Source organism: Trinickia caryophylli, from assembly GCF_034424545.1.
GTDB lineage: Bacteria > Pseudomonadota > Gammaproteobacteria > Burkholderiales > Burkholderiaceae > Trinickia > Trinickia caryophylli.
In genome coordinates this window covers 2,662,323-2,685,033 of record NZ_CP139970.1, presented here as the reverse complement: position 1 = coordinate 2,685,033, position 22,711 = coordinate 2,662,323, and the positions used below count along the sequence as shown (strand labels likewise).

At 65.9% G+C, this 22,711-nt stretch carries 22 protein-coding genes; 5 read left to right on the top strand and 17 right to left on the bottom strand.

The window, feature by feature from the left end; genetic code table 11:
* Positions 1–32 precede the first annotated feature (32 nt).
* On the top strand, positions 33–1,241 hold the full coding sequence (ftsY, locus tag U0034_RS12080; RefSeq protein WP_085227844.1) for a signal recognition particle-docking protein FtsY: 1,209 nt from the start codon (positions 33–35) through the stop codon (positions 1,239–1,241).
* 94 nt (positions 1,242–1,335) lie between these two features.
* On the opposite strand, the gene maiA is transcribed toward ftsY, so the two are convergent.
* A complete protein-coding gene (maiA, locus tag U0034_RS12075; protein ID WP_085227843.1) occupies positions 1,336–1,980 on the bottom strand; it encodes a maleylacetoacetate isomerase in 645 nt (214 codons plus the stop codon).
* Between the two features lie 27 nt (positions 1,981–2,007).
* Positions 2,008–2,721, bottom strand: a complete 714-nt coding sequence (locus U0034_RS12070) for a fumarylacetoacetate hydrolase family protein (protein WP_085227842.1) — start codon at positions 2,719–2,721, stop codon at positions 2,008–2,010.
* A 277-nt stretch (positions 2,722–2,998) separates the two neighbouring features.
* Between U0034_RS12070 and ybiB the strand changes: the two genes are divergently transcribed.
* A complete protein-coding gene (gene ybiB / locus U0034_RS12065; protein WP_085227841.1) occupies positions 2,999–3,967 on the top strand; it encodes a DNA-binding protein YbiB in 969 nt (322 codons plus the stop codon).
* 402 nt (positions 3,968–4,369) lie between these two features.
* Positions 4,370–6,025, top strand: a complete 1,656-nt coding sequence (leuA, locus tag U0034_RS12060; protein ID WP_085227840.1) for a 2-isopropylmalate synthase — start codon at positions 4,370–4,372, stop codon at positions 6,023–6,025.
* 105 nt (positions 6,026–6,130) lie between these two features.
* On the opposite strand, the gene U0034_RS12055 is transcribed toward leuA, so the two are convergent.
* Together U0034_RS12055 and U0034_RS12050 are read right to left on the bottom strand one after the other, a co-directional pair.
* Complete coding sequence (locus U0034_RS12055; protein WP_085227839.1) at positions 6,131–6,514, bottom strand: nuclear transport factor 2 family protein; 384 nt, start codon at positions 6,512–6,514, stop codon at positions 6,131–6,133.
* Positions 6,515–6,558: 44 nt separating this feature from the next.
* On the bottom strand, positions 6,559–7,125 hold the full coding sequence (locus U0034_RS12050; RefSeq protein WP_085227838.1) for an acyloxyacyl hydrolase: 567 nt from the start codon (positions 7,123–7,125) through the stop codon (positions 6,559–6,561).
* 390 nt (positions 7,126–7,515) lie between these two features.
* Here U0034_RS12050 and rpoH point away from each other — a divergent pair, with 390 nt between their 5' ends.
* Complete coding sequence (gene rpoH, locus U0034_RS12045; protein ID WP_085227837.1) at positions 7,516–8,451, top strand: RNA polymerase sigma factor RpoH; 936 nt, start codon at positions 7,516–7,518, stop codon at positions 8,449–8,451.
* 212 nt (positions 8,452–8,663) lie between these two features.
* On the opposite strand, the gene nagE is transcribed toward rpoH, so the two are convergent.
* From nagE to U0034_RS11995, 10 genes are all read right to left on the bottom strand, one after another.
* Positions 8,664–10,412 (bottom strand): N-acetylglucosamine-specific PTS transporter subunit IIBC, encoded by a 1,749-nt coding sequence (nagE, locus tag U0034_RS12040; RefSeq protein WP_085227836.1) that lies wholly within the window; start codon positions 10,410–10,412, stop codon positions 8,664–8,666.
* An 80-nt stretch (positions 10,413–10,492) separates the two neighbouring features.
* Positions 10,493–13,081 (bottom strand): phosphoenolpyruvate--protein phosphotransferase, encoded by a 2,589-nt coding sequence (gene ptsP / locus U0034_RS12035; protein ID WP_085227835.1) that lies wholly within the window; start codon positions 13,079–13,081, stop codon positions 10,493–10,495.
* Positions 13,082–13,094: 13 nt separating this feature from the next.
* Positions 13,095–14,102 (bottom strand): SIS domain-containing protein, encoded by a 1,008-nt coding sequence (locus U0034_RS12030; protein WP_085227834.1) that lies wholly within the window; start codon positions 14,100–14,102, stop codon positions 13,095–13,097.
* Positions 14,095–15,198 carry an N-acetylglucosamine-6-phosphate deacetylase gene (gene nagA, locus U0034_RS12025; RefSeq protein ID WP_085227833.1) on the bottom strand — a complete coding sequence of 368 codons (1,104 nt, stop codon included), beginning with the start codon at positions 15,196–15,198 and terminating at the stop codon, positions 14,095–14,097. The genes U0034_RS12030 and nagA overlap by 8 nt, the downstream gene beginning before the upstream one ends.
* 452 nt (positions 15,199–15,650) lie before the next feature.
* The gene (locus tag U0034_RS12020; protein WP_085227832.1) at positions 15,651–16,478 is read right to left on the bottom strand and encodes a MetQ/NlpA family ABC transporter substrate-binding protein; all 828 of its coding nucleotides are present in this window, start codon (positions 16,476–16,478) and stop codon (positions 15,651–15,653) included.
* A 197-nt stretch (positions 16,479–16,675) separates the two neighbouring features.
* The gene (locus U0034_RS12015; protein WP_085227831.1) at positions 16,676–17,287 is read right to left on the bottom strand and encodes an SCO family protein; all 612 of its coding nucleotides are present in this window, start codon (positions 17,285–17,287) and stop codon (positions 16,676–16,678) included.
* A gap of 14 nt (positions 17,288–17,301) precedes the next feature.
* A complete protein-coding gene (cyoE, locus tag U0034_RS12010) occupies positions 17,302–18,207 on the bottom strand; it encodes a heme o synthase (protein ID WP_085227830.1) in 906 nt (301 codons plus the stop codon).
* Positions 18,208–18,214: 7 nt separating this feature from the next.
* Positions 18,215–19,348, bottom strand: coding sequence for a COX15/CtaA family protein (locus U0034_RS12005; protein WP_085227829.1), 1,134 nt, complete (start codon positions 19,346–19,348; stop codon positions 18,215–18,217).
* Positions 19,349–19,380: 32 nt separating this feature from the next.
* Entirely contained in the window at positions 19,381–20,085 is a 705-nt protein-coding gene (locus U0034_RS12000; RefSeq protein WP_085227828.1) for an SCO family protein, read from the bottom strand.
* Positions 20,086–20,105: 20 nt separating this feature from the next.
* The gene (locus U0034_RS11995; RefSeq protein ID WP_085227827.1) at positions 20,106–20,813 is read right to left on the bottom strand and encodes an SURF1 family protein; all 708 of its coding nucleotides are present in this window, start codon (positions 20,811–20,813) and stop codon (positions 20,106–20,108) included.
* Positions 20,814–20,966: 153 nt separating this feature from the next.
* On the opposite strand from U0034_RS11995, the gene U0034_RS11990 reads away from it, so the two are divergent.
* A complete protein-coding gene (locus U0034_RS11990; RefSeq protein WP_085227826.1) occupies positions 20,967–21,176 on the top strand; it encodes a twin transmembrane helix small protein in 210 nt (69 codons plus the stop codon).
* A gap of 148 nt (positions 21,177–21,324) precedes the next feature.
* Here the strand turns inward: U0034_RS11990 and U0034_RS11985 are convergent, their stop codons facing one another.
* From U0034_RS11985 to U0034_RS11975, 3 genes are all read right to left on the bottom strand, one after another.
* A complete protein-coding gene (locus U0034_RS11985; RefSeq protein WP_085227825.1) occupies positions 21,325–22,182 on the bottom strand; it encodes a cytochrome c oxidase subunit 3 in 858 nt (285 codons plus the stop codon).
* Between the two features lie 148 nt (positions 22,183–22,330).
* On the bottom strand, positions 22,331–22,543 hold the full coding sequence (locus U0034_RS11980) for a DUF2970 domain-containing protein (protein WP_085227824.1): 213 nt from the start codon (positions 22,541–22,543) through the stop codon (positions 22,331–22,333).
* Positions 22,543–22,677 (bottom strand): cytochrome oxidase small assembly protein, encoded by a 135-nt coding sequence (locus tag U0034_RS11975; protein WP_211326909.1) that lies wholly within the window; start codon positions 22,675–22,677, stop codon positions 22,543–22,545. The genes U0034_RS11980 and U0034_RS11975 overlap by 1 nt, the downstream gene beginning before the upstream one ends.
* Between the last annotated feature and the right edge of the window lie 34 nt (positions 22,678–22,711).

Here is a 22,711-nt window from a genome sequence, read left to right as displayed (position 1 = left end):
CGCGCCTCCTGCGCACTCTCACCGCTCAAACCATGTTCAGTTTTTTCAAGCGATTCAAGGGCTCGAAGTCGCCCGAAACCGTCGAGGAACAACACTCGCCCGCCGAGGCGCCGGCCGCCGCCCCCACGGCAACGGTGCCCGCCGAGCCGCAGCCGCCGGCTGCACCTGCACCCTCGCCGGCCCCCGCCGCTCAAACCCCTCAAATCCCTCAGGCTCCTGCGCCTGCGCCCGCTTCCACGTCGGTCTCGCAGCAAAGCACAGCACCCGCACAGCCCGCCGCGGCGTCCGGCATCGAGCAAGAGGAAGTCGAGATCGTACCGCCCCCGGCACCCGAGCCGGCTGCCAAGCAGTCGTGGCTCGCGCGTCTGCGCTCGGGGCTCTCGAAAACGAGCGCCGGGATCACAGGCATCTTCGTCGGCACCAAGATCGACGACGCGCTCTATGAAGAACTCGAAACGGCACTGCTGATGTCGGATGCAGGCGTGGAGGCAACCGAATACCTGCTCCGCGCGTTGCGCGAAAAGGTCCGCGAAGACCGGCTGACGGACCCGCAGCAAGTCAAAACGGCGCTGCGCTCGCTGCTCGTCGATCTGCTGAAGCCGCTCGAGAAATCGTTGATGCTGGGCCGCGCCCAGCCGATGGTCATGATGATCGCAGGCGTGAACGGCGCGGGTAAAACCACGAGCATCGGCAAGCTCGCCAAGCATCTGCAGAGCTTTCAGCAGTCGGTGCTGCTCGCGGCCGGTGACACGTTTCGCGCCGCAGCGCGCGAGCAGCTCGCCATCTGGGGCCAGCGCAACAACGTGACGGTCGTCGCGCAGGAAAGCGGCGATCCGGCTGCCGTCATCTTCGACGCGGTCACAGCGGCGCGCGCGCGCGGCATCGACGTGGTGATGGCCGATACGGCGGGGCGCCTGCCCACGCAGTTGCACCTGATGGAAGAGCTACGCAAGGTCAAACGCGTGATCGGCAAGGCCATGGACGACGCCCCGCACGAGGTCCTGCTCGTCATCGATGCCAACACCGGGCAAAACGCGCTCGCACAGGTGAAGGCGTTCGACGATGCGCTCTCGCTTACGGGCCTCATCGTCACGAAGCTCGACGGCACCGCCAAAGGCGGTATTCTCGCCGCCATCGCGCGCCAGCGCCCCGTGCCTGTCTATTTCATCGGCGTGGGCGAAAAAGTCGAAGATCTGCAACCGTTCAGCGCGGAGGAATTTGCCGACGCGCTGCTCGGCTGACGCCTGCCACCCGGCGCCCCGCCGAGCGGGGCGGAGGAAAAGCAAACGAGCAAAGCAAACGAGCCCCGGCAAGCGGCGAAACGCACCTTGCGCCCTATTCGGCGTCGGGCTGCGCGCCGGGCGCCGCACGCACGAACGCATCGAGGCTGCTCGCGTAGTCGTTGATGCGGCGTATCGTCGGATAAGGCGTCAAGTCGATGCCAAACCGGTTCGCGTTGAAAACCTGCGGCACGAGACAGGCATCGGCAAGCGTCGGGGCGTCGCCGAACACGCATGTGCCCGTACGCGAATCGAGCGCCAGCCGCGCTTCGAGCGAGGCGAAACCGCTTTCGATCCAATGCCGATACCACCGGTTCCTGGCTTCGTCGCTTACACCGAGTTCGTGCACGAGATACCGCAGCACGCGCAGGTTGTCGAGCGGATGGATCTCGCAAGCAATCTGCATCGCCACGGCGCGCACGTATGCCCGGTCGAGAGGCGCGCGCGGCAGGAGCGGCGGCTCAGGGTGCGTCTCTTCCAGATACTCGACGATGGCTAGCGATTGTTGGAGCACGGCATCGCCATCGACGAACGTGGGCACGAGCGCATCGGGATGCAGCTTGCGGTAATCGGCGCTGAGCTGCTCTCCGCCCGAGCGCAACAGATGAACGGGCAGATATTCGTAGTCGAGCCCCTTGATGTTGAGCGCGATGCGAACGCGGTATGCCGCCGAACTGCGGAAATAGCTGTATAGCTGCATATACCCTTGCCTGTGCCCCTGGCGTGCTCAGACCACGCGAACGCGAAGCTCGCCGAGACCGTCCACGCCGCCCGTCATCAGATCGCCCTTCACGATTGCGCCGACGCCCTCGGGCGTGCCCGTGAAAATCAGATCTCCCGGCTGCAGCTCGAAAAGCCGCGACAGATGCGCGATCGTCTCGGCCGTCGACCAGATCAATTGCGAGACATCGGAGCGCTGCTTCTCCTCACCGTTCACCTGGAGCCATATCGCGCCCCGCTCGACGTGCCCCACCTTCGCCGCCGGATGAATCGGGCCGAGCGGTGCCGAGTAGTCGAATCCCTTGGCGGTTTCCCAGGGGCGGCCCAGCTTCTTGGCCTCAGCCTGAAGGTCGCGCCGCGTCATGTCCAGGCCAAGGGCGTAGCCGTAGACATGCTCGAGCGCGTTTTCGACCGGGATGTCCTTGCCCGCCTTGCCGATCGCGACGACGAGCTCCATCTCGTAATGGACGTTGTTCGACAGCGACGGATACGGAAACTCGCCGATCGCCCCCGGCGCCACATAGAGCACCGCGTCGGCCGGCTTGGAGAAAAAGAATGGCGGCTCGCGATCGGGATCGTGTCCCATCTCGCGCGCATGCGCCTCGTAGTTGCGGCCGACGCAGTAAATGCGACGCACGGGAAAGCGGCGGCCGCTACCGGCCGTTGCGGTTTCGGCAATGGGCACCGCAACCGCGGGCGCCGGGGGAAATACGTAATCCATCCGTTTCTCCAGGTGGAACCGGTCGAAGCGCCGCGAGCACAGCGACGCGAAGAGCAAGCCACGAGTGTAGCGCGGCTCTCCGTTGCGCGTGCGCGGCGGCGCCCCCGCGCAGCAGCGGGCACGAGGCGAGGCAAGAAGGCCCGCCACGAGTGCCGGCTGTCGGCCGCGCAAGCGCGGCAAGTCCACCACGCCCGACTTGCCAGATCGGGCCGGATGCGGTACTCAGTGGGGTTTCCCAGCCCTTCTCGAGCGTGGCGCCCGCCGCCCGTCCGCATTCATGACCGAATCTGTCGCCGCATCCACCGCGCCTTTCCCGTGCGCCCGCTTCATCAAGGAAATCGGACGCGGGCCGAACGGCGCGCGCGCCCTCTCACCCGAGGATACGCGCGCGCTTTATGGCGCGATGCTCGATGGCCGCGTCTCCGATCTCGAACTCGGCGCGGTGCTGCTCGCCTATCGCCTGAAAGGCGAGACAGCCGAAGAACTCGCAGCCATGCTGGCAGCGGCCCATGCTTCGTTCGAGCCCGTGCGCGTCGCGGGCGGCGGGTGCCGCCCGGTTTCTATCCCGAGCTACAACGGCGCGCGCAAGCAGGCCAATCTCGTGCCGCTGCTCGCGTTGCTGCTCGCGCGCGAGGGTGTACCGACACTCGTGCACGGCGTGAGCACCGATCCGGGGCGCGTGACGAGCGCCGAGATCTTCGCCGAGCTCGGCATCGAACCGGCCGTGTCCCACGCAGCCATCGAGGGCGAACTGCGTTCGCGCCGGCTCGCATTCGCCCCGATCGACACGCTCGCGCCGAAACTCGCGCGCCTGCTCGGGTTGCGCCGGGTGATGGGGGTGCGCAATTCGACGCACACGCTCGTGAAAATCATGCAGCCGTTCTCACCGGCCGGGCTGCGCCTCGTCAACTACACGCACCCTGAATACCGCGAGAGCCTTGCCGCGCTCTTCCTCGCGCACCCCGAGGCGGCTGCCGGCGGTGCCCTGCTTGCGCGCGGCACGGAGGGCGAGGCAGTGGCCGACACACGCCGCCAAGTGCAGATCGACTGGCTGCACGACGGCTTGTCCGAGACGCTGGCCGAGGCCGAGCGCGCCGCAGCGGATGCCACCGCGGTCGAGCTTCCCGAATCGCGCGACGCCGCAACGACGGCCGCCTGGATCGAAAGCGCGCTGTCGGGGAAGACGCCCGTACCGCCCACACTTGCGCGGCAAGTCGAGCTGATCGCGCGCATCGTGCGGGCTTGAGGCACCGGGCCCGAAACCGGGACGGGGCGCCCGAGGCAGGCCGGGCCTGCAACGGCTCGCGTACGGCGCACGCCGCACCGGTTGACACCGCGCGGGGCCGTGTCATACAGTGTGCGACATGCGTTCCTTCCAGAACACCCTCCGAATTACCTTCGGCCGCCTAGCGCGGCCCCTATCGCTACGACTAGCGTAAGCCGGTCGTAGCGCCGCGCGCATCCCGCGCGGTCCTCATCGCAGTTTCCCGCAGTTCCGTTTTACCCAAACCGCAGTTCCTTACAATCCGTAGTCGTCAGCATTCGGCCGGCCATCGCTCGGACGAATCGCGCAAACGCCGGCGCTTTGGCGCCGCAACATGGCTCCCCTGCCCGCGTTGCGCAGACGACCCAACGAACGAGGTTCGTCATGCTCCGCAACCCTGCCGACAAGTACCGATCGTTTCAGCCCGTCCGTTTGACCACGCGCAAGTGGCCCAACCGCACGATCGACGCCGCCCCGATTTGGATGAGCACCGATCTGCGCGACGGCAATCAGTCGCTGATCGAGCCGATGAGCATCGAGCAGAAGCTGGAGTTCTTCGAAATGCTCGTGGCCATTGGCTTCAAGGAGATCGAAGTCGGCTTTCCGTCGGCGTCGCAAATCGACTTCGACTTCGTACGCAGGCTGATCGACGAGCAGCGGATTCCCGACGACGTCACGATCGAGGTGCTCGTGCAATCGCGCGCGGACCTCATCGCGCGCACCTTCGAGGCGCTCGACGGCGTACCGCGCGCGATCGTGCACCTCTACAACGCGATTTGCCCGTCTTTCAGGCGCATCGTCTTCAATGCGTCGAAGGACGAGGTCAAGGCACTCGCGGTCAAAGGCACGCGGCTCATCAAGGAAGAGGTGGCGCGCCGGCCCGGGACCTGTTGGACGTATCAATACTCGCCCGAAACGTTCACCATGACCGAACTCGCGTTCGCGCGCGAGGTCTGCGATGCCGTGGCCCAGACCTGGCAGCCGACACGCGAGCACAAGATGATCGTCAATCTGCCCGCCACCGTCGAAGCCTCGACGCCGAACGTGTTCGCCGATCAGATCGAGTGGATGGATCGCAACCTCGCCTATCGCGACAGCATTGTTCTCTCGGTCCACCCGCACAACGATCGCGGCACCGCCGTGGCGGCCGCCGAACTCGCACTGCTGGCGGGCGCCGAGCGCATCGAGGGCTGCCTCTTCGGCAACGGCGAGCGCACGGGCAACGTCGACCTCGTCACGCTCGCGTTGAACCTCTACACGCAGGGCATCGATCCGCGGCTCGACTTTTCTGACATCGACGCCGTTCGCCGCGTCGTCGAGCGCTGCAATGCGATTGCCGTGCATCCGCGCCATCCGTATGCGGGCGATCTGGTCTTCACGGCGTTCTCGGGCTCGCATCAGGATGCGATCCGCAAGGGCTTCGCCCAGCAGGCTCCGGACACGCCGTGGGAAGTGCCCTATCTGCCGATCGACCCGGCGGACGTCGGACGCAGCTACGACGCGGTCATCCGCGTGAACAGCCAATCAGGCAAGGGCGGCGCTACTTATCTGCTCGAGCGGGGCCTTGGCTTCGCGCCGCCGCGCCGGCTTCAAATCGAGTTCAGCCATGCCGTTCAGCAGGTTGCCGACGCGTCGGGCGCGGAAGTCAGCGGCGAGGCGATCTGCAAGCGATTCACCGCCGAGTATGTCGACGTAGCCGGCCCCGCCGCGCGCACGGACAGTATGAGCGTGCGCTGGCACCGCCGCGAGATCGCGCGCATCGACGCGGCCGGTATGAGCGCGAGCGGCGAGGCGTTCGTCGAGGCGCTCGCGCGCACACTCTCCAACGCGGCGCCGCACCCGATCGACGTCGCCTCGTACGAGGCGACACGCACCGCAACGGGTGGTTGGGCCGTGTTCGTGAGCTGCCGCGTGGGCGACGCGCCCGCCCGATTCGGCGTGGGCGTGAATGGCGACGAACGCGCCGCGGCCGCCGACGCGCTCGTGAGCGCAGTCAACCGTTTCGAATGGGACGGCGGCGAGCGGCAGGTGGCCGCGTGAGCCCGGGCTAACAAAAGACGCGGGCAAGGCAGGAGGCCCGGCAAAGCGTGGGGTGAAAGCGCAACCGGAAACGTCAGCGCAAAAAACCCGCTGCGCTCTGCCCGCTCATTCGAGCGCGCAACGCGTGGCGTGCCATGCGACGAGCCGCCACCGCCCCTCCTCCTGGGCCTGGATCGCGGTGTAGGCGATCGGATAGAGCAGCGCTCCGCTGTTCGCCTCCATCTCGATCAGCGCGCGGCCGGTGACGACGCAGGTCTCGCTGCCCACGGGCAGCACGTCCTGCGACTGCACCTCGATTTGCCGGTAGCGACGGCGGCCCGCGGAAATGGCATCGATGAACTGCTGCTTCGTCTCGCGCTTGCCGTTCGTGTGAACGAAGCTGACGTGGTCGGACAGCAACTGGTTGAGCACCGGCACATCGCCGTCGACCATCGCACGAAACCGGTCGCGCTCGAGCACGCGAATCGCTTCGATCATCTTTGCCGCCATCGCTCAGCTCCCATGCGCCCGGATGCCGCACGACGGCACCCGCCTCAGAAGTTGTATTGCAGATATAGCTGGCTGAAATTTATACCAGGATTCGGCTCTTTGATACCGCCATTCGATACATGTTGAAAGCGGAAGCCGGCCTGATACTGCTGACGAGCGCCGAACTGCGCTCCGACGCCCACGGTCTCGGTGAACTGAAACGCCGTGCCGAGCGAAAAGCTGTCGCTGATGGCCGCATGCGTGAGGCCGCGCACGCCGGCGCCTGCCTCGATGTAAGGACGGATCGCGCCGCTCGACTTGATGAAGCGGACCATCGGCGAGACACCGATCTCGTAGACGTCGCGACGCGACGCGCCCTGCGTCGGATGCCAATAGGCCACATGCGCTTCGCCGACGAGCGAGAAATGCCAGCCGCCGATTTCCCACCAGTTGATGCCCGGATCCCAGACGAAGCCGAGATCGACGTTGTCGACGTGGTGCTTATCCGATATGCCGCCCGCGACCTGGACGCCGAAGGTGTCGGCGTGCGCGGCGGTTGCCGCCGATAGCGCTGCAGCACCCGCGCACGCAAGCGTCGAGCGAAGGAGCCAATTCCGATTCTTGTTTTGCATTGCTTACTCCGAAAGGCCTCGTCCAACGACGCGCCCCTCCGTCCGGGGACGGACCGCACCGGCGCGCCGCATCCGCATTGTTACGGTACGAATAATCCCGCAACCTTACCGCGTTACAGCCAACTGAGTCGCGAAACCGTGCGCGGGCGCACGCGTCGTGCCGCCGCGGCTTCGCCATGGAAATGATCCAACCCTTTTTAGAGACAACACGCCTTAGCGAAAAGGAGTAGGATGATTTCCTATCGATGAAGCAGTCTCGATAGCCATTCAGGAACTTCTGCGAATGGCATGACTCGAAGACTTAGCACTCGGCTCCCGGGAGTGCTAATATCCCCCGGTGGAGTCGTACTCGTTACGAGCAGTAATCTCTGATTCCAAGGAGTTTCCTACGTGAGCAACGCAATGACCCTTCCGAGTTCCCTCGCCCCGGCGCCCGCCAAGGCTGCCTCGGCGGGTGCTCTGACGCTCGCGCCATCGTCGATGCTGCCCGGGCAACTCGGCAATATCGACGCCTACATCCAGGCGGTCAACCGGATCCCGATGCTCACGGCAGAGCAAGAGCGCCAGTACGCCACGGATTACCGCCAGCACAACAACCTCGACTCGGCTCGCCAGCTCGTGATGTCGCATTTGCGGCTCGTCGTGTCGATCGCACGCAACTACCTGGGCTACGGGCTGCCTCACGCCGACCTCATCCAGGAAGGCAACATCGGCTTGATGAAGGCGGTGAAGCGGTTCGATCCCGAGCAAAACGTGCGCCTGGTGTCGTACGCGATGCACTGGATCAAGGCCGAGATCCACGAGTACATCCTGCGCAACTGGCGCACGGTGAAGGTTGCAACGACGAAAGCGCAGCGCAAGCTGTTTTTCAACCTGCGCAGCCACAAGCAGGGCCTGCATGCGTTCACGCCCGAGGAGATCGAGGGCCTCGCCAAAGAGCTCAACGTGAAGCGCGAAGAAGTCACCGAGATGGAAACGCGCCTCTCGGGCGGTGATGTCGCGCTCGAAAGCCACGTCGAAGACGGTGAAGAGTCGTACGCGCCCATCGCCTATCTGGCCGATCCGGCGAGCGAGCCGACTGCCGTGCTGGCCGCGCGCCAGCGCGACAAGCTCCAGTCCGACGGCATCGCGCAGGCGTTGGAAGCGCTCGACGCACGCAGCCGCCGCATCATCGAGGCGCGCTGGCTCAACGTTGCCGACGACGGTTCGGGCGGCTCGACGCTGCACGAACTCGCCGACGAATTCGGCGTTTCGGCCGAACGCATCCGTCAGATCGAAGCGAGTGCGATGAAGAAAATGCGCAGCGCCCTCGTCGAATACGCGTAATCGCGTCCGGGCCAGGTGCCCGGCAATCCCGCCGCTTGCAACTCTTGCACGCGGCGGGATTTTTTTTCTCCTCTCCCCGCCATTGCGTTGCCATGGTTCCTGCCCTTGGCGGCGCGCGCGGAACACGGGGAGATACAGGCATCGCACGGCGCGCCTGCCAACGAAAAGAGCGGCACGTTGGCCGCTCTCGATCGCAAAGACGCCTCGCGCGCTCAGGCTGGCTGCGGCGCCGGGCCGGCAGGCGGCAGGCGCGTAGCGAGTGCCTTCGCATAACGCTGGGCGGCCGGGCCGCACACGATGTGGAACGTATCGGCCGAGACCCACGCGACATCGAGCGAGGCAAGCCGCTGGCGATCCACGGAAGCCGGATCGCGCACGACGACACGCAGGCGCGTGGCGGCTATCGCATCGAGCGAAACGACATTCGTCGCACCGCCGAATACGGCAAGCCAGCGCATCGGATCCGGGTCGAGCGGTCCGCTCGGGCCATCGGCGGCCCCGGCCAGAGCCTGCGCCGGCTGGGCCGCGCCGGCCGTGCCGGCACCCGCCATCGCCGCGCGGATCTCGTCAGCGATGAGGTCCGCCTCCGGGCCGATGACCACCTGCACATTGCCGGCGCCGCGCTTGAGCACGCCGCGCACGCCGATCGCCTTCAGATCGGGCTCCGATACCTTGTCAGCGTCGACCACCGACAGGCGCAGGCGCGTCGTGCAGGCATCGACCAGCGTCAGGTTCGAGGCACCACCGAGCGCGGCGAGGTAGCGTTGCGCGCGCGGCACGGCGGCGCCGGCTGCCGGAGCGACGTAGCCGCCGGCCGCAAAAGACTCGACCTGCGCTTCGGTGCCGGCCGGCTCGCGGCCCGGCGTGGCCATGTTGAACTTGCGGATGAAAAAGCGAAAGAGCCCATAGTAGACCACGGCGTACACAAGCCCGATCGGGATCGCGAGCCAGCCTTTCGTCGACAGCCCGTAGTTGAGCACGTAGTCGATCGCGCCAGCCGAGAACGTGAAGCCGAGGTGAATGCCGAGCGCCTGACAGATCGCGAGCGCCAAGCCCGTAAGCAACGCATGGATCACGTAGAGCACCGGCGCGAGGAACATGAAGCTGAACTCGACGGGCTCGGTCACGCCGGTCAGAAACGACGTGAGGGCCATCGAAAAGAGCAGCCCCCCCACCATCGCGCGGCGCTCCTTCGGCGCCTCGTGAAACATGGCAAGGCACGCGGCCGGCAGGCCGAACATCATGATCGGGAAAAAGCCCGTCATGAAGCCCCCCGCGGTGGGATCGCCCGCGAAGAAGCGGTGCAGATCCCCCGTGACGGCCGCGCCGCCGCCCGGCGGGGTGAAGGTGCCGAACACGAACCACGCGAGCGAATTGATGATGTGGTGCAGACCCGTGACGAGCAGCAGCCGATTGAGCGTACCGTAGACGAACACGCCGATCGCGCCGGCCGTGGTGAGCCAGTGGCCCGTCGCGTCGATCGCGGCCTGGACCGGCTGCCAGACGTAGCCGAACACGATGCCGAGCACCACGCATACGAGCCCGGTCACGATCGGCACGAATCGCTTGCCGCCGAAGAACGCGAGATAGTCAGGCAGCTTGATGTCCTTGTAGCGGTTGTAGAGCAACCCCGCCACGATGCCCGCGATAATGCCCGACAGTACGCCCATGTTGAGCTTGTCGTTGATGTCCTTCATCACGGCCACTTCGATCAGATACCCGATCGCGCCGGCCAGCGCAGCCACGCCGTTGTTGTCCTTCGCGAAGCCCACCGCCACGCCGATGGCGAACAGCAACGGCAGGTTGTCGAAGATGGTGCCGCCGGCGTCGGCGATCATCTTGATGTTCAGCACGTCCGCCTGGCCGAGCCGCAGCAGGATGCCTGCGACCGGCAACACGGCAATCGGCAGCATCAGCGCCCGTCCCAGGCGCTGTACTTTCAGGAATGGGTTCGCATCCATCAAATCCTCCGTTGCGTTCTCGTCGTCGATGTCTATCTTTGAAACGCGATCTCAGTCGCTTTTTGAAGCGCGTACGCGCGCTACTCGAGCGGCCATATTTCGCGGCTTGCTGCTCTTACCGCCTGGGCCGATTCGAGCTCCAGCGCATCCTGCGCGCGCTGCCGGCACAGTTGATAATCGAGGCGGCGCACACGCGCCTTGATGCCGGGCACGGCAACCGGGTCGACCGAAAGCTCGGTCACGCCAAGGCCGACGAGCAGCGGTACCGCGAGCGGATCGCCCGCCAGCGCACCGCATACGCCAACCCACTTGCCGTGCTTCGCCGCACCGCGCGTGGTCGCATCGATCAGGCGCAGCACGGCGGGGTGGAGCCCGTCCGCCTGCGCGGCCAGATCGGGCTGGCAGCGGTCCATGGCGAGCGTGTACTGCGTGAGGTCGTTCGTGCCGATCGACAGGAAATCGGCATGGCGTGCGAGCTGGTCCGCAAGCAGCGCCGCCGACGGCACCTCGATCATCACGCCCACCTCGACCGGATCCGTGCGGCCCACCGCGCGCGCGAGTTCGTCGATGTGCGCACGCAGGCGCATCAGCTCGTTCGCGTCGGTCACCATCGGCAACAGGATCCGTACGGAGCCGTGCGGCGTCACGCGGATCAAGCCGCGCAGCTGATCGTCGAGCAGATCGGGGCGCAGTTGCGCGAGACGCACGCCGCGCAGGCCGAGAGCCGGGTTCGCTTCGGCCGGCAGCGTCAGGTAGGGCACCTCCTTGTCCGCACCGACGTCGAGCGTGCGGATGATCGCCGTGCGCCCGTTCAGCGCGTCGACGATCGGCTGATAGCTTTCCTGGTGCTCTTGTGCGCTCGGCGCCGTCGCGCGATGAATGAAGAGCAGCTCGGTGCGCAGCAGACCCACCGCATCGGCACCGTTCTCGACCGCGATGCGCGCGTCGTCGAGCGTGGCGATATTCGCGGCGACCTCGATCGCCCGCCCATCCGCCGTTTCGGCCGCCTGCTGCGACAGGCGTCGGTTCGCCTCGCGCACGCCGGCAAGGCGTTGCCGCTCGAGCCGCGCCCGCTCGACGTCGAGCGCCGTCGGGGCATATTCGAGCCGCCCCGCGCTCGCATCGACGACTACCTGCGTGCCGTCCGGTATCGCATGCAGCGCGTCCCCTACCGCCACGAGTGCGGGAATGCCGAGTTGCCGCGCGATGATCGCGGCATGCGACGTCGCGCCGCCGCCCGCCATCACGAGCCCCGCCACGCGCGCCCGGTCGATCGACGAGAGATCGGATGGCGTGAATTCCGCCGCCGCGAGCACCGCGTCAGGAGGGAATTCGCGCGTATCCGCGCGCACGTAGCCGAGTTCCCGCAGCACGCGCTTTTCGATGTCGCGCAGGTCCGCCGCGCGCTCGGCGAGCAGGAGGTCGTCGACGTTCGCGAGCACGGCGATCTGGGCGCGAATTGCCTCGCGCCAGGCGAAGCCGGCGCTCTTGCCGAGGCTGATCAGATCGCGCGCGGTGTCGATCAGCGTCGGATCCTCGAGCAACACGCGATGTACGGCGAAAATGCCCGCTTCGCCCACTGCGCCGCGCTGCGAAGCATCGCGCACGGTCGAATTCAACTGCGCGTCGACGGCGGCGAGCGCCCGATCGAGCAGCCGGCTTTCCGCCGCGGGCGTACCGCCGGCAGCCTCCGGCGGGTCCACGTCGGCGTCGTCCCAGCGCATGAGCAGGCCGACCGCAATGCCGGGCGCGGCGCACACGCCGGCGAGCGTGTTCGGATCGAGCGGCGCGCCGGCCGCGCGGGCCGGCTGACGCGGCGGCGGCGAACTCATGCGGGCGGGCGTCTCTTCGAACTCGCCATGCACCTCGCGCAAGAGTTCGCGTACGACCGCATCGACGGCCTGAACGGCGTCGGGCCCCTCGCCCCGCACTTCGACGGTCGCCCCCTCGCCGGCCCCGAGCGCCATCAACGCAACGACGCTTTCGACGTTGGCCTCGCGGCCGCCGTGCCGCAACTCGACACGCGCATCGAGCCCGCGCACCGCCTCTCTCGCACGCGCGGCCGGCCGTGCATGTAAGCCGCCCGGCTGCGACAGCACGATTTCACGCGCGGTATGCGTCTGCTCCGCCCGCGCCGGTGCCCGGGACGCGCCCACGGCGGCGGCCGTCCTGGCGCGCAGCACCAGCAGCGGCTCGCCGGCCTTGACGATGCCGCGACCCGGCGTACCGGCGCGTTCGATGACCTCGAACGCATCCGAGTTCGCGACCGCCATCACCGATACGAGGCTCGGCGCCTTGCGCGCGACGAAGTCCTGATCGAACTCGATCAGCAGATCGCCCGCCTTGACCTGCGCACCCTGCGCCACTTTCGCGACGAATCCCTGACCATCGAGTTCGACCGTGTCGATGCCGACATGCAGCAGGATCTCGGCGCCTTCGGCGGTTTGCATCGTCACCGCGTGGCCGGTGCGGGCGAGATGCGTGATGACGCCATCGCAGGGGGCGACGAGGCGCCCGTCGAGCGGATCGATGCCGATTCCGTCGCCGAACATCCCGCCCGCGAAGACGGGGTCCGGCACGTCAGCCAGTGCAACGACCGGGCCGGTCAACGGTGCCCGCAAGACGATGCCGTCCAGTGTGATCAATCGGGACTCCTCAGCTCGTTCCATCCGCATTTCTCGCTCAGTGGGTTTCGGTGATCTTGTTCAGATAGCGCGGCTGATCGGGATCGCGACCGCGCGCGGCCGCCAGCTCGGCGGCCATGACATAAAACGACTGAATCGCGGCAATCGGATCGAGCGCCACGTGACGCGTCGCCGCGAGCGGCAGTGACGCTTGCTCCGTACCCGGCGGGGCGGCAAGCAATACCCGCGCACCGCGCGCGCGCATGTCCGATGCCAGACGCACGAGCCCCTCTTGCTCCGGCCCGCGCGGAGCGAAGACGAGCAGCGGGTAATCGCGATCGATCAGTTCCATCGGCCCGTGGCGCACCTCGGCGCTCGAGAACGCCTCGGCTTGAATACCGGACGTTTCCTTGAACTTGAGCGCGGCTTCCTGCGCGATTGCGAGGCCGGGGCCTCGGCCGATCACGAACATGCGCTCGGCGTCGCGCAGCGCGTCGATCGCGGCCGACCAGTCGAGCGACGCAGCCGCATCGAGCGTTGCGGGCAGCGCGCGCACGGCGTCGAGCAATTCGGTGTCGCGCTGCCAGAACGCCACGAGCTGCGCCGACAGCGAAAGCATCGCTATATAGCTCTTGGTCGCGGCCACCGAGCGCTCGGGGCCGGCCATGAGCGGCAAATGCCATTCGCAGGCATCGGCGAGATCCGACCGCGGAGCGTTGACGCACGCCACGGTGAGCGCGCCGGCGCTGCGCAGCGACGCCATCGTGCCCACGAGGTCCGGGCTCTTGCCCGATTGCGAGAAGGCGATCGCGAGTTCGCCCGCCACGCGCAGCGGCGCCGCCTGCAACGTGGCGATCGACATCGGCAGCGATGCCACCGGAATGCCGATGCGGCTCATCGCCAGACTCGCGAAATAGCTTGCCGCATGGTCGGAGCTGCCGCGCGCGACCGTCAGCGCCACATGGCGCGGCTGGCTGGCCAGCACGGCGGCGAGCGCTTCGACACGCGAGGTATCGGCGCATTGCGCGGCAACGGCGGCGCCCGCGGCAAGCGCCTCGCTAAGCATATTCGACAATCATCTCTCCTTCGACGTAGGTGGCCGCCAGTGTTAGATCGCGCTCGAACACGACGATGTCGCCCCATGCGCCGCGCGCAAGGCGGCCGCGATCCTCTATACCGAGGTAATCGGCCGCGTAGCGCGACAGACGGTTCGAGACGTCGGCAAGCGGCAGACCGAGCGAGACCAGATTGCGCAGCGCATCATCCATCGTCAGGGTGCTGCCCGCGAGCGTGCCGTCGGCCAGACGCACGCCACCGAGACACTTGGTCACGTGCTGGCTGCCGAGGCGGTACTCGCCGTCGGGCATGCCCGTGGCGGACGTACTGTCGGTCACCACGTAAAGGCGCGGGATCGCACGCAATGCCGCGCGAATGGCGCCCGGATGAACGTGCAGCAAGTCGGGAATGATCTCGGCGTACTCGGCATGCGCAAACGCCGCGCCGACAAGACCCGGATTGCGGTGATGCATCGGCGACATCGCATTGAACAAATGCGTGAAGCCGCAGGCGCCGTGCTTCAGCGCGGCCACCGCATCGTCATAGGTCGCGAGCGAATGGCCGAGTTGCACGCGCACGCCGCGCGCAGCCATCTCGGAAATGATTTCCATATGGCCCGCGATTTCGGGGGCCAGCGTCACGACGCGGACCGGTGCGATCGACAGGTATTTCAGAACTTCGTCGAGTGCCGCCGAAACGGCTGCGTCAGGCTGTGCGCCGAGCTTGCCGGGGTTGATATACGGGCCCTCGAGGTGAACCCCGAGCACGCGCGAGCCCCCCGGCGCACGCGTGCGCGCGGCATGGCCAAGCCCTGCGACGACAGCCATCAGTTCGTCGCGGGGAGCTGTCATCGTAGTCGCCAGCAGGCTCGTCGTGCCGTGGCGCGCGTGCGTGCGTGCAATCGTCTCGATCGCATCGCCCGCCTCCATGACGTCCGCGCCGCCGCCGCCATGTACATGCAGATCGATGAAACCGGGGAGGATATAGGGACTGTCGTTCTTCGACGGATCGGCGCACTCGCCCTCGATCGAGCGGATACGGCCCGCCTCGAGTTCGAGCGCGCCGTGAATCCAGCCGTCGGGCGTCAGAATGTTTCCTTTGAGCATGGGGGATGTCATTTCAGGGTGATGCGAGGTACCACGGGCAGACGGACTCGATGCGGCGCCTGCGGCGCGCCATGGTCTGAGGGACTATCGCCCTCCCCACCGAATTGGTCCGCAATTTCGGAGCCCATTATATAACCAGATTAGTACCAGTCAATTTACCGGCGTCGCCGCACCCGAAAGCGTCCAATGCCTTGACTGACAAGGGTTTTCGACCTCCCCGCCCTGCTTTTGCGCGCCCGGTTTCAGTCGGGATTTACCCTTATCCCGCGGCCAACGTTTAGAACCAGTGCTAAACGTATGAGAAAACGCCCCGCAACGACGGCGGCTTGGTCGCAAAAAAAAACGCCACAGCGTCATGCTGCGGCGTTTCGATGGCGGAATTGCGTCGGTTCGACAGAACAGCGTCGAGCGCGGCGCTGCCCGCGAGTGCGGTGCCGGGGCGCGATGCCCGATCAGAACGACGGAACGACCGCGCCCTTGAATTCGGTGTTGATGAACTGGCGTACCTGCTCGGACTGGTAAGCCGCCACCAGCTTCTTCACCCAGGGCTTGTCCTTGTCCTGCGCGCGCACCGCGATCAAATTCGCGTAAGGGCTGTGCACGTCCTCGCGCGCGATGGCATCCCTGGCCGGCTGCAGCCCGGCGGACAGCGCGTAGTTGGTGTTGATCGCCGCGGCGTCCACATCGGAGAGCGAGCGCGGCAGTTGCGCGGCGTCGAGCTCGATCAGCTTGATCTTCTTCGGATTCGACTCGATGTCGAGCGGCGTGGCGCTGTTGCCGTTCGTGCCCGCTCCCGCCTTCAGCTTGATGACACCTTGCGCCTGCAGCAACAACAGAGCGCGATTTTCATTCGAGGGATCGTTCGGCAGCGACACTTTCGCGCCTTGCGGCAGATCTTTGAGCGACTTGAGCTTCTTCGAGTAGATGCCCAGCGGCGAAATATAGGTGAGGCCCACGCTCACGAGCTTGTAGCCGCGCTGTTTGATCTGGCTGTCGAGATAGGGCTTGTGCTGAAAAGCGTTAGCGTCGAGATCACCTGCATCGAGCGCGGCGTTCGGCTGCACGTAATCGCTGAACTCGACGATCTTCACGTCGAGGCCTTCCTTCTCTTTGGCCACTTTCTTGACGACGGCCCACGTTTGAGAATCGGGGCCACTGATGACGCCGACCTTGATGGGCTTGTCTTCCGCCCGCGCAGCGGTGCCCGTGATCAATGCGGCACCGGCCGCGGCTGCGAAGAGAACCTTGACGAGCGTATGGGGAAGCGTTTTGAACTGCATGAAGAACTCGCTTTCTTGATGGGAGGAGAACTACGACGGAAAAACAGGGGAAATCATCGTCTCACAGGGGCAAGACGATGAGAAATACGATGATGGCATATCGATATGCTGCGCCGCGGCGCGACGCCTGCAAGGCCCGCCGGCGCTGGGCGGCCGGCCTTCGTGCGGCGAAGCGCCGCGGCCCGGATGCCCGCGGATCAATCGAGCAGTAGTTTCAGGTCGTGGACCCATGGGTCCACGCCTTGCCCATCGCGCGCGAAGAGCCGCAGTTTGCCCGAAGGATCGAAAACGTAGCTCGCCGCCGTGTGATCCATCGTGTAGCTGTCGGGCGTCTTGCCCGGGACCTTCGCGTAATAAACGCGGAAATCCTTCGCGAGCTTCGCCAGTTGCGCGTCGTTCGGCCGGATGGGCACGAACGAGGGATTGAAGGCTGCAACGTACTGCGAAAGCACCTGGGCCGTATCGCGCGCCGGATCGACGGTGACGAAGAGCACCTGCACGCGCCCCGCGTCGGAACCGAGCTGCTGCATCGCTTGCGAGAGCTCGGCCATCGTCGTCGGACAGACGTCGGGACAATGCGTGTAGCCGAAAAAGAGCACGACCGCCTTGCCCTTGAACTCCTCGAGCGTGCGCATCTTGCCGGCCGTGTCCGGCAACGCGAAGGTCGTGCCGAACTGCGAGTTACCCGTGATATCGAGGTTCTGGAATGCCGGCGCCTGCTTGCCGCAGCCGGCCACGGCGAGCACACCGCCTAGCAGGCCGACCGCGAGCAAGGCGCGTGCGCGGCGCACGAGCGGGTTCTTGAGCATGGACGGGAAAACTCTCATGCGCCGATCAGCGCGCGCGCATAGTGATCCACGAGAAGCGCGGCGAACAGCAACGAGAGATAGACGATCGAATAACGGAAAGTCTTGCGCGCCAGCGCGTCGGAGTAGCCGCGGTAGATCTTCCAGGCATAGGCGAGGAAGATCGCGCCGAGGAGCACTGCCGAGACGAGATAGACGATTCCGCTCATGCGCGAGATAAAGGGCATGAGCGAGACGACGAAGAGAATGATCGTATAGAGCAGGATGTGCAGCCGCGTGAACTGCTCGCCATGCGTATTCGGCAACATCGGCAGGCCGGCGTTCTCGTAATCCTGGCGCCGGTAGAGCGCGAGCGCCCAGAAATGCGGCGGCGTCCAGACGAAAATGATGAGCACGAGGATCCAGGCGTCGCCGGGTACCGCGCCCGTCACCGCGGCCCAGCCCAGCGCGGGCGGCATGGCGCCCGATGCGCCGCCGATCACGATGTTCTGCGGCGTGGCCGGCTTGAGCAGCAGCGTGTAGATGACGGCGTAGCCCACGAACGTCGCGAGCGTGAGCCACATCGTCAGCGCATTCGTGAACGTGTAGAGCGTCCACATGCCGAGACCGCCGAGTACAGCCGAAAAGACGAGGATCTGGGCCGTGGTGATCTCGCCGCGCGCGGAAGGCCGCCACGCGGTGCGCCTCATCATGGCGTCGACCTTCTGTTCGACGAGGCAGTTGATCGCGAATGCGGCGCCGGCGAGCAGCCAGATGCCGATCGTGCCGCCGAGCAACACCGTCCACGGCACCATGCCGGGCGTGGACAGGAACATGCCGATGACGGCGCAAAAGACCGCGAGTTGCGTCACGCGCGGCTTCGTCAGCGCGAAATACTGCGAAAACCGGGAGCCGAGGCTGTGGGGGAGCGTTGTGCTGTCCATGGGGGAATCACTCGGAATCACGCGGGCGCGGTGTCGCGAGCCATGACGCCAGCGGGGCGGGGGCGATGCTGCCTTCAGCTCGCGCAGCGGTGCGAAAGTTTAGCACAACGAGCAAAACGAGCAGGACCGCGGCTCCGCCGTTGTGAGCCACCGCGATCGGCAGCGGCCATTGCAGCACGATGTTCGAGAGGCCCGTGGCGAACTGAAGCGCGAGCACGGCCAGCATGCCGAGCGCCGGCCGCCGCAGCGACGGGAAACGGCGCAGTTGCAGCGCGAGCCAGGCGAGATAGGCCGCGACGACAAACGCGAAGCTGCGGTGCGTCCAGTGGATCGCCACGAGCGCGTCCTGTGTGATCACGTCGCCATCGCCGGTCATGCCGAGCGCGCGCCAGAGGTGAAAACCCTGCGCGAAATCCATCGGCGGCAGCCACTGGCCGTTGCAGGTCGGAAAATCCGTACATGCGAGCACCGCGTAGTTGGTACTGACCCAACCGCCCAACGCGATCTGCACGGCGAGCAGCGCGAGGCCGGCGAACGCGGCTGCGCGATAGCGGGCGGTGCCCGGCTCGAGCGCCGGGATCGGCGTCATGCGGGCCGCGAGCCAGGCAAGCGCCCCGAGCAGGGCAAGACCGAGCAACAGATGGGTTGTGACGATCACGGGCTGCAGCTTCATCGTGACCGTGAACGCACCGAAAGCGCCCTGTACGCCGATCAGAGCGAGCAGCGCGGTCGGCCACCATGGCGAGACGTGCAGCGGCCGCCGCTTGATACGCGCCACCCAGGCGATGAGCGTCTGCGCGATGATCAGCACGCCGATCGCCATCGCGAAGTAGCGGTGGATCATCTCGATCCAGGCCTTCGTCATGCTGACGGGCCCGCTCGGCAGCGCTGCGTGAGCAGCCGCGATCTGGGCGTGGGCGACGAAAGGCGACGCCGTGCCGTAGCACCCCGGCCAGTCCGGGCACCCGAGTCCCGAGTCGGTGAGCCGCGTGAAGCCCCCGAACATGACGAGATCGAGCGTGAGAAACGTCGTGACCCAGACGAGCTTGCGAAATTTGTCGTCGCTCGCCTTCACCCAGACGTAGCTGAGCGGCAAGAGCGCGATGCAAAGACCGATCAACCCCAATTGCACTAAAAACATGTCGGACCTCTAACGAAGCGCTGGCACGCGGCTTAGCCGATGCTCGACCACTTCAGCAGTTTCGTGATGTCGCCTTTCACCTTGCTCGGATTCGGATCCTTGGGGAAACGCATCATGAGGTTGCCGTTCGGATCGACGAGATAGATGTGATCGGCCACGCGCGTGCCGCTATCCGCGGGCATCCAGGCCGCGACGGCCGCCGGGTCCGCCACGAACATCTGCGTGCCCGCATAGGCAGTCTTGATCACGTCGGGCACCGGCTGCGCGTCCGTGCGCAGCCAGACCGTGAGCATCCGCTCGCGCTCGCCGCCCTGCGTTGCGCGAATCTGGCGCATGAAATAAAGCTTCGTCGCACAGGCCTTGTCACAAGCGCTCGCATCCACGGCGATCATGATCCATCGGCCGCGCAAGGCGCTGAAGCTCATCGGCTTGCCGGCCTCGTCCGTGACGACGAGGCTCTCGGGAATCGGGCGCTGCGGCTCGATGAGCGTGCCGTAGTTGGTTGTGCCGTGGCTCGGCTTGAAGACGTAATAGGCAAGATACGACGCGATGACGGGCGCCGCGCACACGAGCGCGAGCAGCAGCACCATCCACCGGCCGCGCTGCCAGGAGCCGCGAGCCGGAGCACCGGGGGCGCCCGGGGCTTCTTGTCTGCCGCGGCCGGCTCGGGCCGGGCCGTCATCGGCTCGGCTGGCGCCATCGGAGCGGTTGGAGCGATCGGGGTTCGGAGATGACATCGGCAAAACGGGAGCCCTCTTCAAATCGTTGGTTTCCTTGCGGCGCGGCGCGCCGCGTACAGGCCGAACACGAGCGCCGCGGCGGCCATGCCCCACCACTGCAGCATATAGCCGTAGTTGCGCTCGACGCCCAGGGTCGGCGCAGGCCAGTCGCGCACCAGCGCATCGCCAGTGTCGTTCGTCTGCTGGATCACGAACGATTGCAGCTGCAAGTGCGTTTCGGCGGAGAACGCATCGACGTCGAGATTCTGACGAATGGCCTGTCGCGGCGCCGACCCGCCCTCGCCGAGCTCGAATGCGCGCGAAGCATTGGTCCGCGCGATGCCCTCCACCCAGACATCGCCGGTGGGCGTCCGGTAGGGCGCGATGGCCGTGCGCACGTCGGCATTGCGCGGCAGCCAGCCGCGATTGACGAGCACATGGCCGCCGTCGGTCAGCGCGAGCGGCATGACGACGTAAAAGCCCGGCTGGTCGCGATAGGGCCGATTGTCGAGGTAGACGACGTGCTCCGGCATGAAGCGCCCATACGCCCGCACACGGTGATATTCGATCGCGCCGGCCGCAATCGGCGCTTTCGTCACCGTCTGCGGCGGTGCATGCTCGAACTGCTCGATGCGGGCCTCGATCGCCTCCTTCTGATGCGCGCGGTCGCGCTGCCAGAAACCAAGCCGGATCGTAATGGCCATGGCGACCAGAATCAGCAGCGCGGGAACGAGACGAAACTTCATGCCCGCCCCCGGGCGCCCGCCACACCAGAGGCAAACGGCGCCCGCCCGGCCGGCTGCGCATGGTCGGCGGGCATCCGGCAAGGGCCTGCGGGTGCGATAATTGCGGATATCGTCATTGTTCCGGTTTCGGTTTCCCGACCTTTCGTTGATTCCATGCACTTCATCGTAGCTATCGCCTTCATCCTCATCGTCGCCAGCATGGTATCCGCGCTGTACTTCATGATGCACGACCGTGGCAGAACGAAGCGGATGGTCTGGTCGCTCGCGACACGCGTCGGCCTGTCGATCACGCTGTTCCTCTTCCTTCTGATCGCTCACTGGCTCGGCTGGATTCAGTACAGCCAGGTACCGCTCGGCCACTGAGCACAGAAACGCAAACGCCGCCTCGATCGACTCGAAGGCGGCGCCGCGCTGAAATCCGACATTCGGGCACCCGGCATGCCGCGACATTTCGCCGCACGCCGGCATTCCCGCATCCGCATCGACGAGGGGGGGAGCGCCCCCCTCGTCGTCACAGCCAGTAGACGACGACGTAAAGGCCAAGCCAGACAACGTCGACGAAGTGCCAGTACCACGCAGCGCCTTCGAACGCGAAGTGGTGCTCAGCCGTGAAGTGGCCGCGGATCAGACGCACGAGCACGACGGTGAGCATCGTGCCGCCGAGGAACACGTGGAAGCCGTGGAAACCCGTCAGCAGGAAGAACGTCGAGCCGTAGATGCCCGACGAGAGCGTGAGGTTCAGCTCGTTATAGGCGTGGAAGTACTCGAAGCCCTGCATGAACAGGAACACGATACCGAGCAAAACCGTCGCGGCCAGCCAGACGATCGCCTTCGTCCGATGATTGTCGCGCAGCGCATGGTGGGAAACGGTCAGCGTCGCACCGGAACTGAGCAGCAGTGCCGTGTTGATCGTCGGTACCGGCCAGGGCGTCATCGACTTGAAGTGACCGGCCAGTGCCGCCGGGCCCATGTTCGGCCATACGGCGCTGAAGTCCGGCCAGATCAGCTTGTAGTCCAGGCTGCCGAGTTCATGCATCGCGATCTGGCGCGCGTAGAAGAGCGCCCCAAAGAACGCGGCGAAGAACATGACTTCCGAGAAGATGAACCAGCTCATGCTCCAGCGGAACGACGTATCGACACGCTTGCCGTACATGCCGCCTTCCGATTCGGAAATGGCATCGCCGAACCAATGCCACAGCACGAACAGCACCCAGAGCAGCCCGATCAGCATCGTAAAGGGGGCCCAGGGCGTCGCATTGAGCCAAAGCCCAAGCGAGCCGAGCATGATCAAGAGGCCAACGGCCGCCGTGACCGGGTGCCGCGATGGATTCGGCACGAAGTAATACGGGCTCTCGTTTTGACCGCTCATTGTTGAATTCTCCACTTCAGTCCAATTGTTCTGACATCCAGCTTGCCGCCAGCGCATCGATGCCGGCGCCGCGTCGCTTTCAAGCTTCGATTCGCCGCCTGGAACATGCCCTGCGGCCACCACCCTTCACACCCCGCGAGCCGGTCAGTCAGCCCACCACCACATGCACGATCGCGATCAGCAGCGCGATGAACACGGCCGCCGCAATCACCGCCGCCGCGATCACGTGCAGCGGGTTGAGCTGCGACGCGTCAGCCGCATGGTCGCGTCCTCTGCGCACGCCGAAGAACGACCACAGCACCGCTTTCATCGTTCTGGCGAAACTGCTTTTGCCTTCGTCTTGCACGCCGCGCGCTCCCATCAGCCGAACAGCCACTGCCTTACGACGGCGCCCACAAAAAAGACGGCGACGATACCGATCAGAATGGTGGCGAGTCGCAGGTTCCGAGCCCGCATCCGCGCGAGGGTACGTCTTTTTTGTGAGTCGTCTGTCATGCTCGTCATATGTTTCGTGGCAGGGCGGGCACTG

What these genes read in the sequence shown, in the direction of transcription:
- ftsY (WP_085227844.1), top strand. Translation starts at nt 33, where the DNA reads ATGTTCAGTTTTTTCAAGCGATTCAAGGGCTCGAAGTCGCCCGAAACC.
- maiA (WP_085227843.1), bottom strand. Translation starts at nt 1,980, where the DNA reads ATGCAGCTATACAGCTATTTCCGCAGTTCGGCGGCATACCGCGTTCGC.
- U0034_RS12070 (WP_085227842.1), bottom strand. Translation starts at nt 2,721, where the DNA reads ATGGATTACGTATTTCCCCCGGCGCCCGCGGTTGCGGTGCCCATTGCC.
- ybiB (WP_085227841.1), top strand. Translation starts at nt 2,999, where the DNA reads ATGACCGAATCTGTCGCCGCATCCACCGCGCCTTTCCCGTGCGCCCGC.
- leuA (WP_085227840.1), top strand. Translation starts at nt 4,370, where the DNA reads ATGCTCCGCAACCCTGCCGACAAGTACCGATCGTTTCAGCCCGTCCGT.
- U0034_RS12055 (WP_085227839.1), bottom strand. Translation starts at nt 6,514, where the DNA reads ATGGCGGCAAAGATGATCGAAGCGATTCGCGTGCTCGAGCGCGACCGG.
- U0034_RS12050 (WP_085227838.1), bottom strand. Translation starts at nt 7,125, where the DNA reads ATGCAAAACAAGAATCGGAATTGGCTCCTTCGCTCGACGCTTGCGTGC.
- nagE (WP_085227836.1), bottom strand. Translation starts at nt 10,412, where the DNA reads ATGGATGCGAACCCATTCCTGAAAGTACAGCGCCTGGGACGGGCGCTG.
- ptsP (WP_085227835.1), bottom strand. Translation starts at nt 13,081, where the DNA reads ATGGAACGAGCTGAGGAGTCCCGATTGATCACACTGGACGGCATCGTC.
- U0034_RS12030 (WP_085227834.1), bottom strand. Translation starts at nt 14,102, where the DNA reads ATGCTTAGCGAGGCGCTTGCCGCGGGCGCCGCCGTTGCCGCGCAATGC.
- nagA (WP_085227833.1), bottom strand. Translation starts at nt 15,198, where the DNA reads ATGCTCAAAGGAAACATTCTGACGCCCGACGGCTGGATTCACGGCGCG.
- U0034_RS12020 (WP_085227832.1), bottom strand. Translation starts at nt 16,478, where the DNA reads ATGCAGTTCAAAACGCTTCCCCATACGCTCGTCAAGGTTCTCTTCGCA.
- U0034_RS12015 (WP_085227831.1), bottom strand. Translation starts at nt 17,287, where the DNA reads ATGCTCAAGAACCCGCTCGTGCGCCGCGCACGCGCCTTGCTCGCGGTC.
- cyoE (WP_085227830.1), bottom strand. Translation starts at nt 18,207, where the DNA reads ATGGACAGCACAACGCTCCCCCACAGCCTCGGCTCCCGGTTTTCGCAG.
- U0034_RS12005 (WP_085227829.1), bottom strand. Translation starts at nt 19,348, where the DNA reads ATGTTTTTAGTGCAATTGGGGTTGATCGGTCTTTGCATCGCGCTCTTG.
- U0034_RS12000 (WP_085227828.1), bottom strand. Translation starts at nt 20,085, where the DNA reads ATGTCATCTCCGAACCCCGATCGCTCCAACCGCTCCGATGGCGCCAGC.
- U0034_RS11995 (WP_085227827.1), bottom strand. Translation starts at nt 20,813, where the DNA reads ATGAAGTTTCGTCTCGTTCCCGCGCTGCTGATTCTGGTCGCCATGGCC.
- U0034_RS11990 (WP_085227826.1), top strand. Translation starts at nt 20,967, where the DNA reads ATGCACTTCATCGTAGCTATCGCCTTCATCCTCATCGTCGCCAGCATG.
- U0034_RS11985 (WP_085227825.1), bottom strand. Translation starts at nt 22,182, where the DNA reads ATGAGCGGTCAAAACGAGAGCCCGTATTACTTCGTGCCGAATCCATCG.
- U0034_RS11980 (WP_085227824.1), bottom strand. Translation starts at nt 22,543, where the DNA reads ATGGGAGCGCGCGGCGTGCAAGACGAAGGCAAAAGCAGTTTCGCCAGA.
- U0034_RS11975 (WP_211326909.1), bottom strand. Translation starts at nt 22,677, where the DNA reads ATGACAGACGACTCACAAAAAAGACGTACCCTCGCGCGGATGCGGGCT.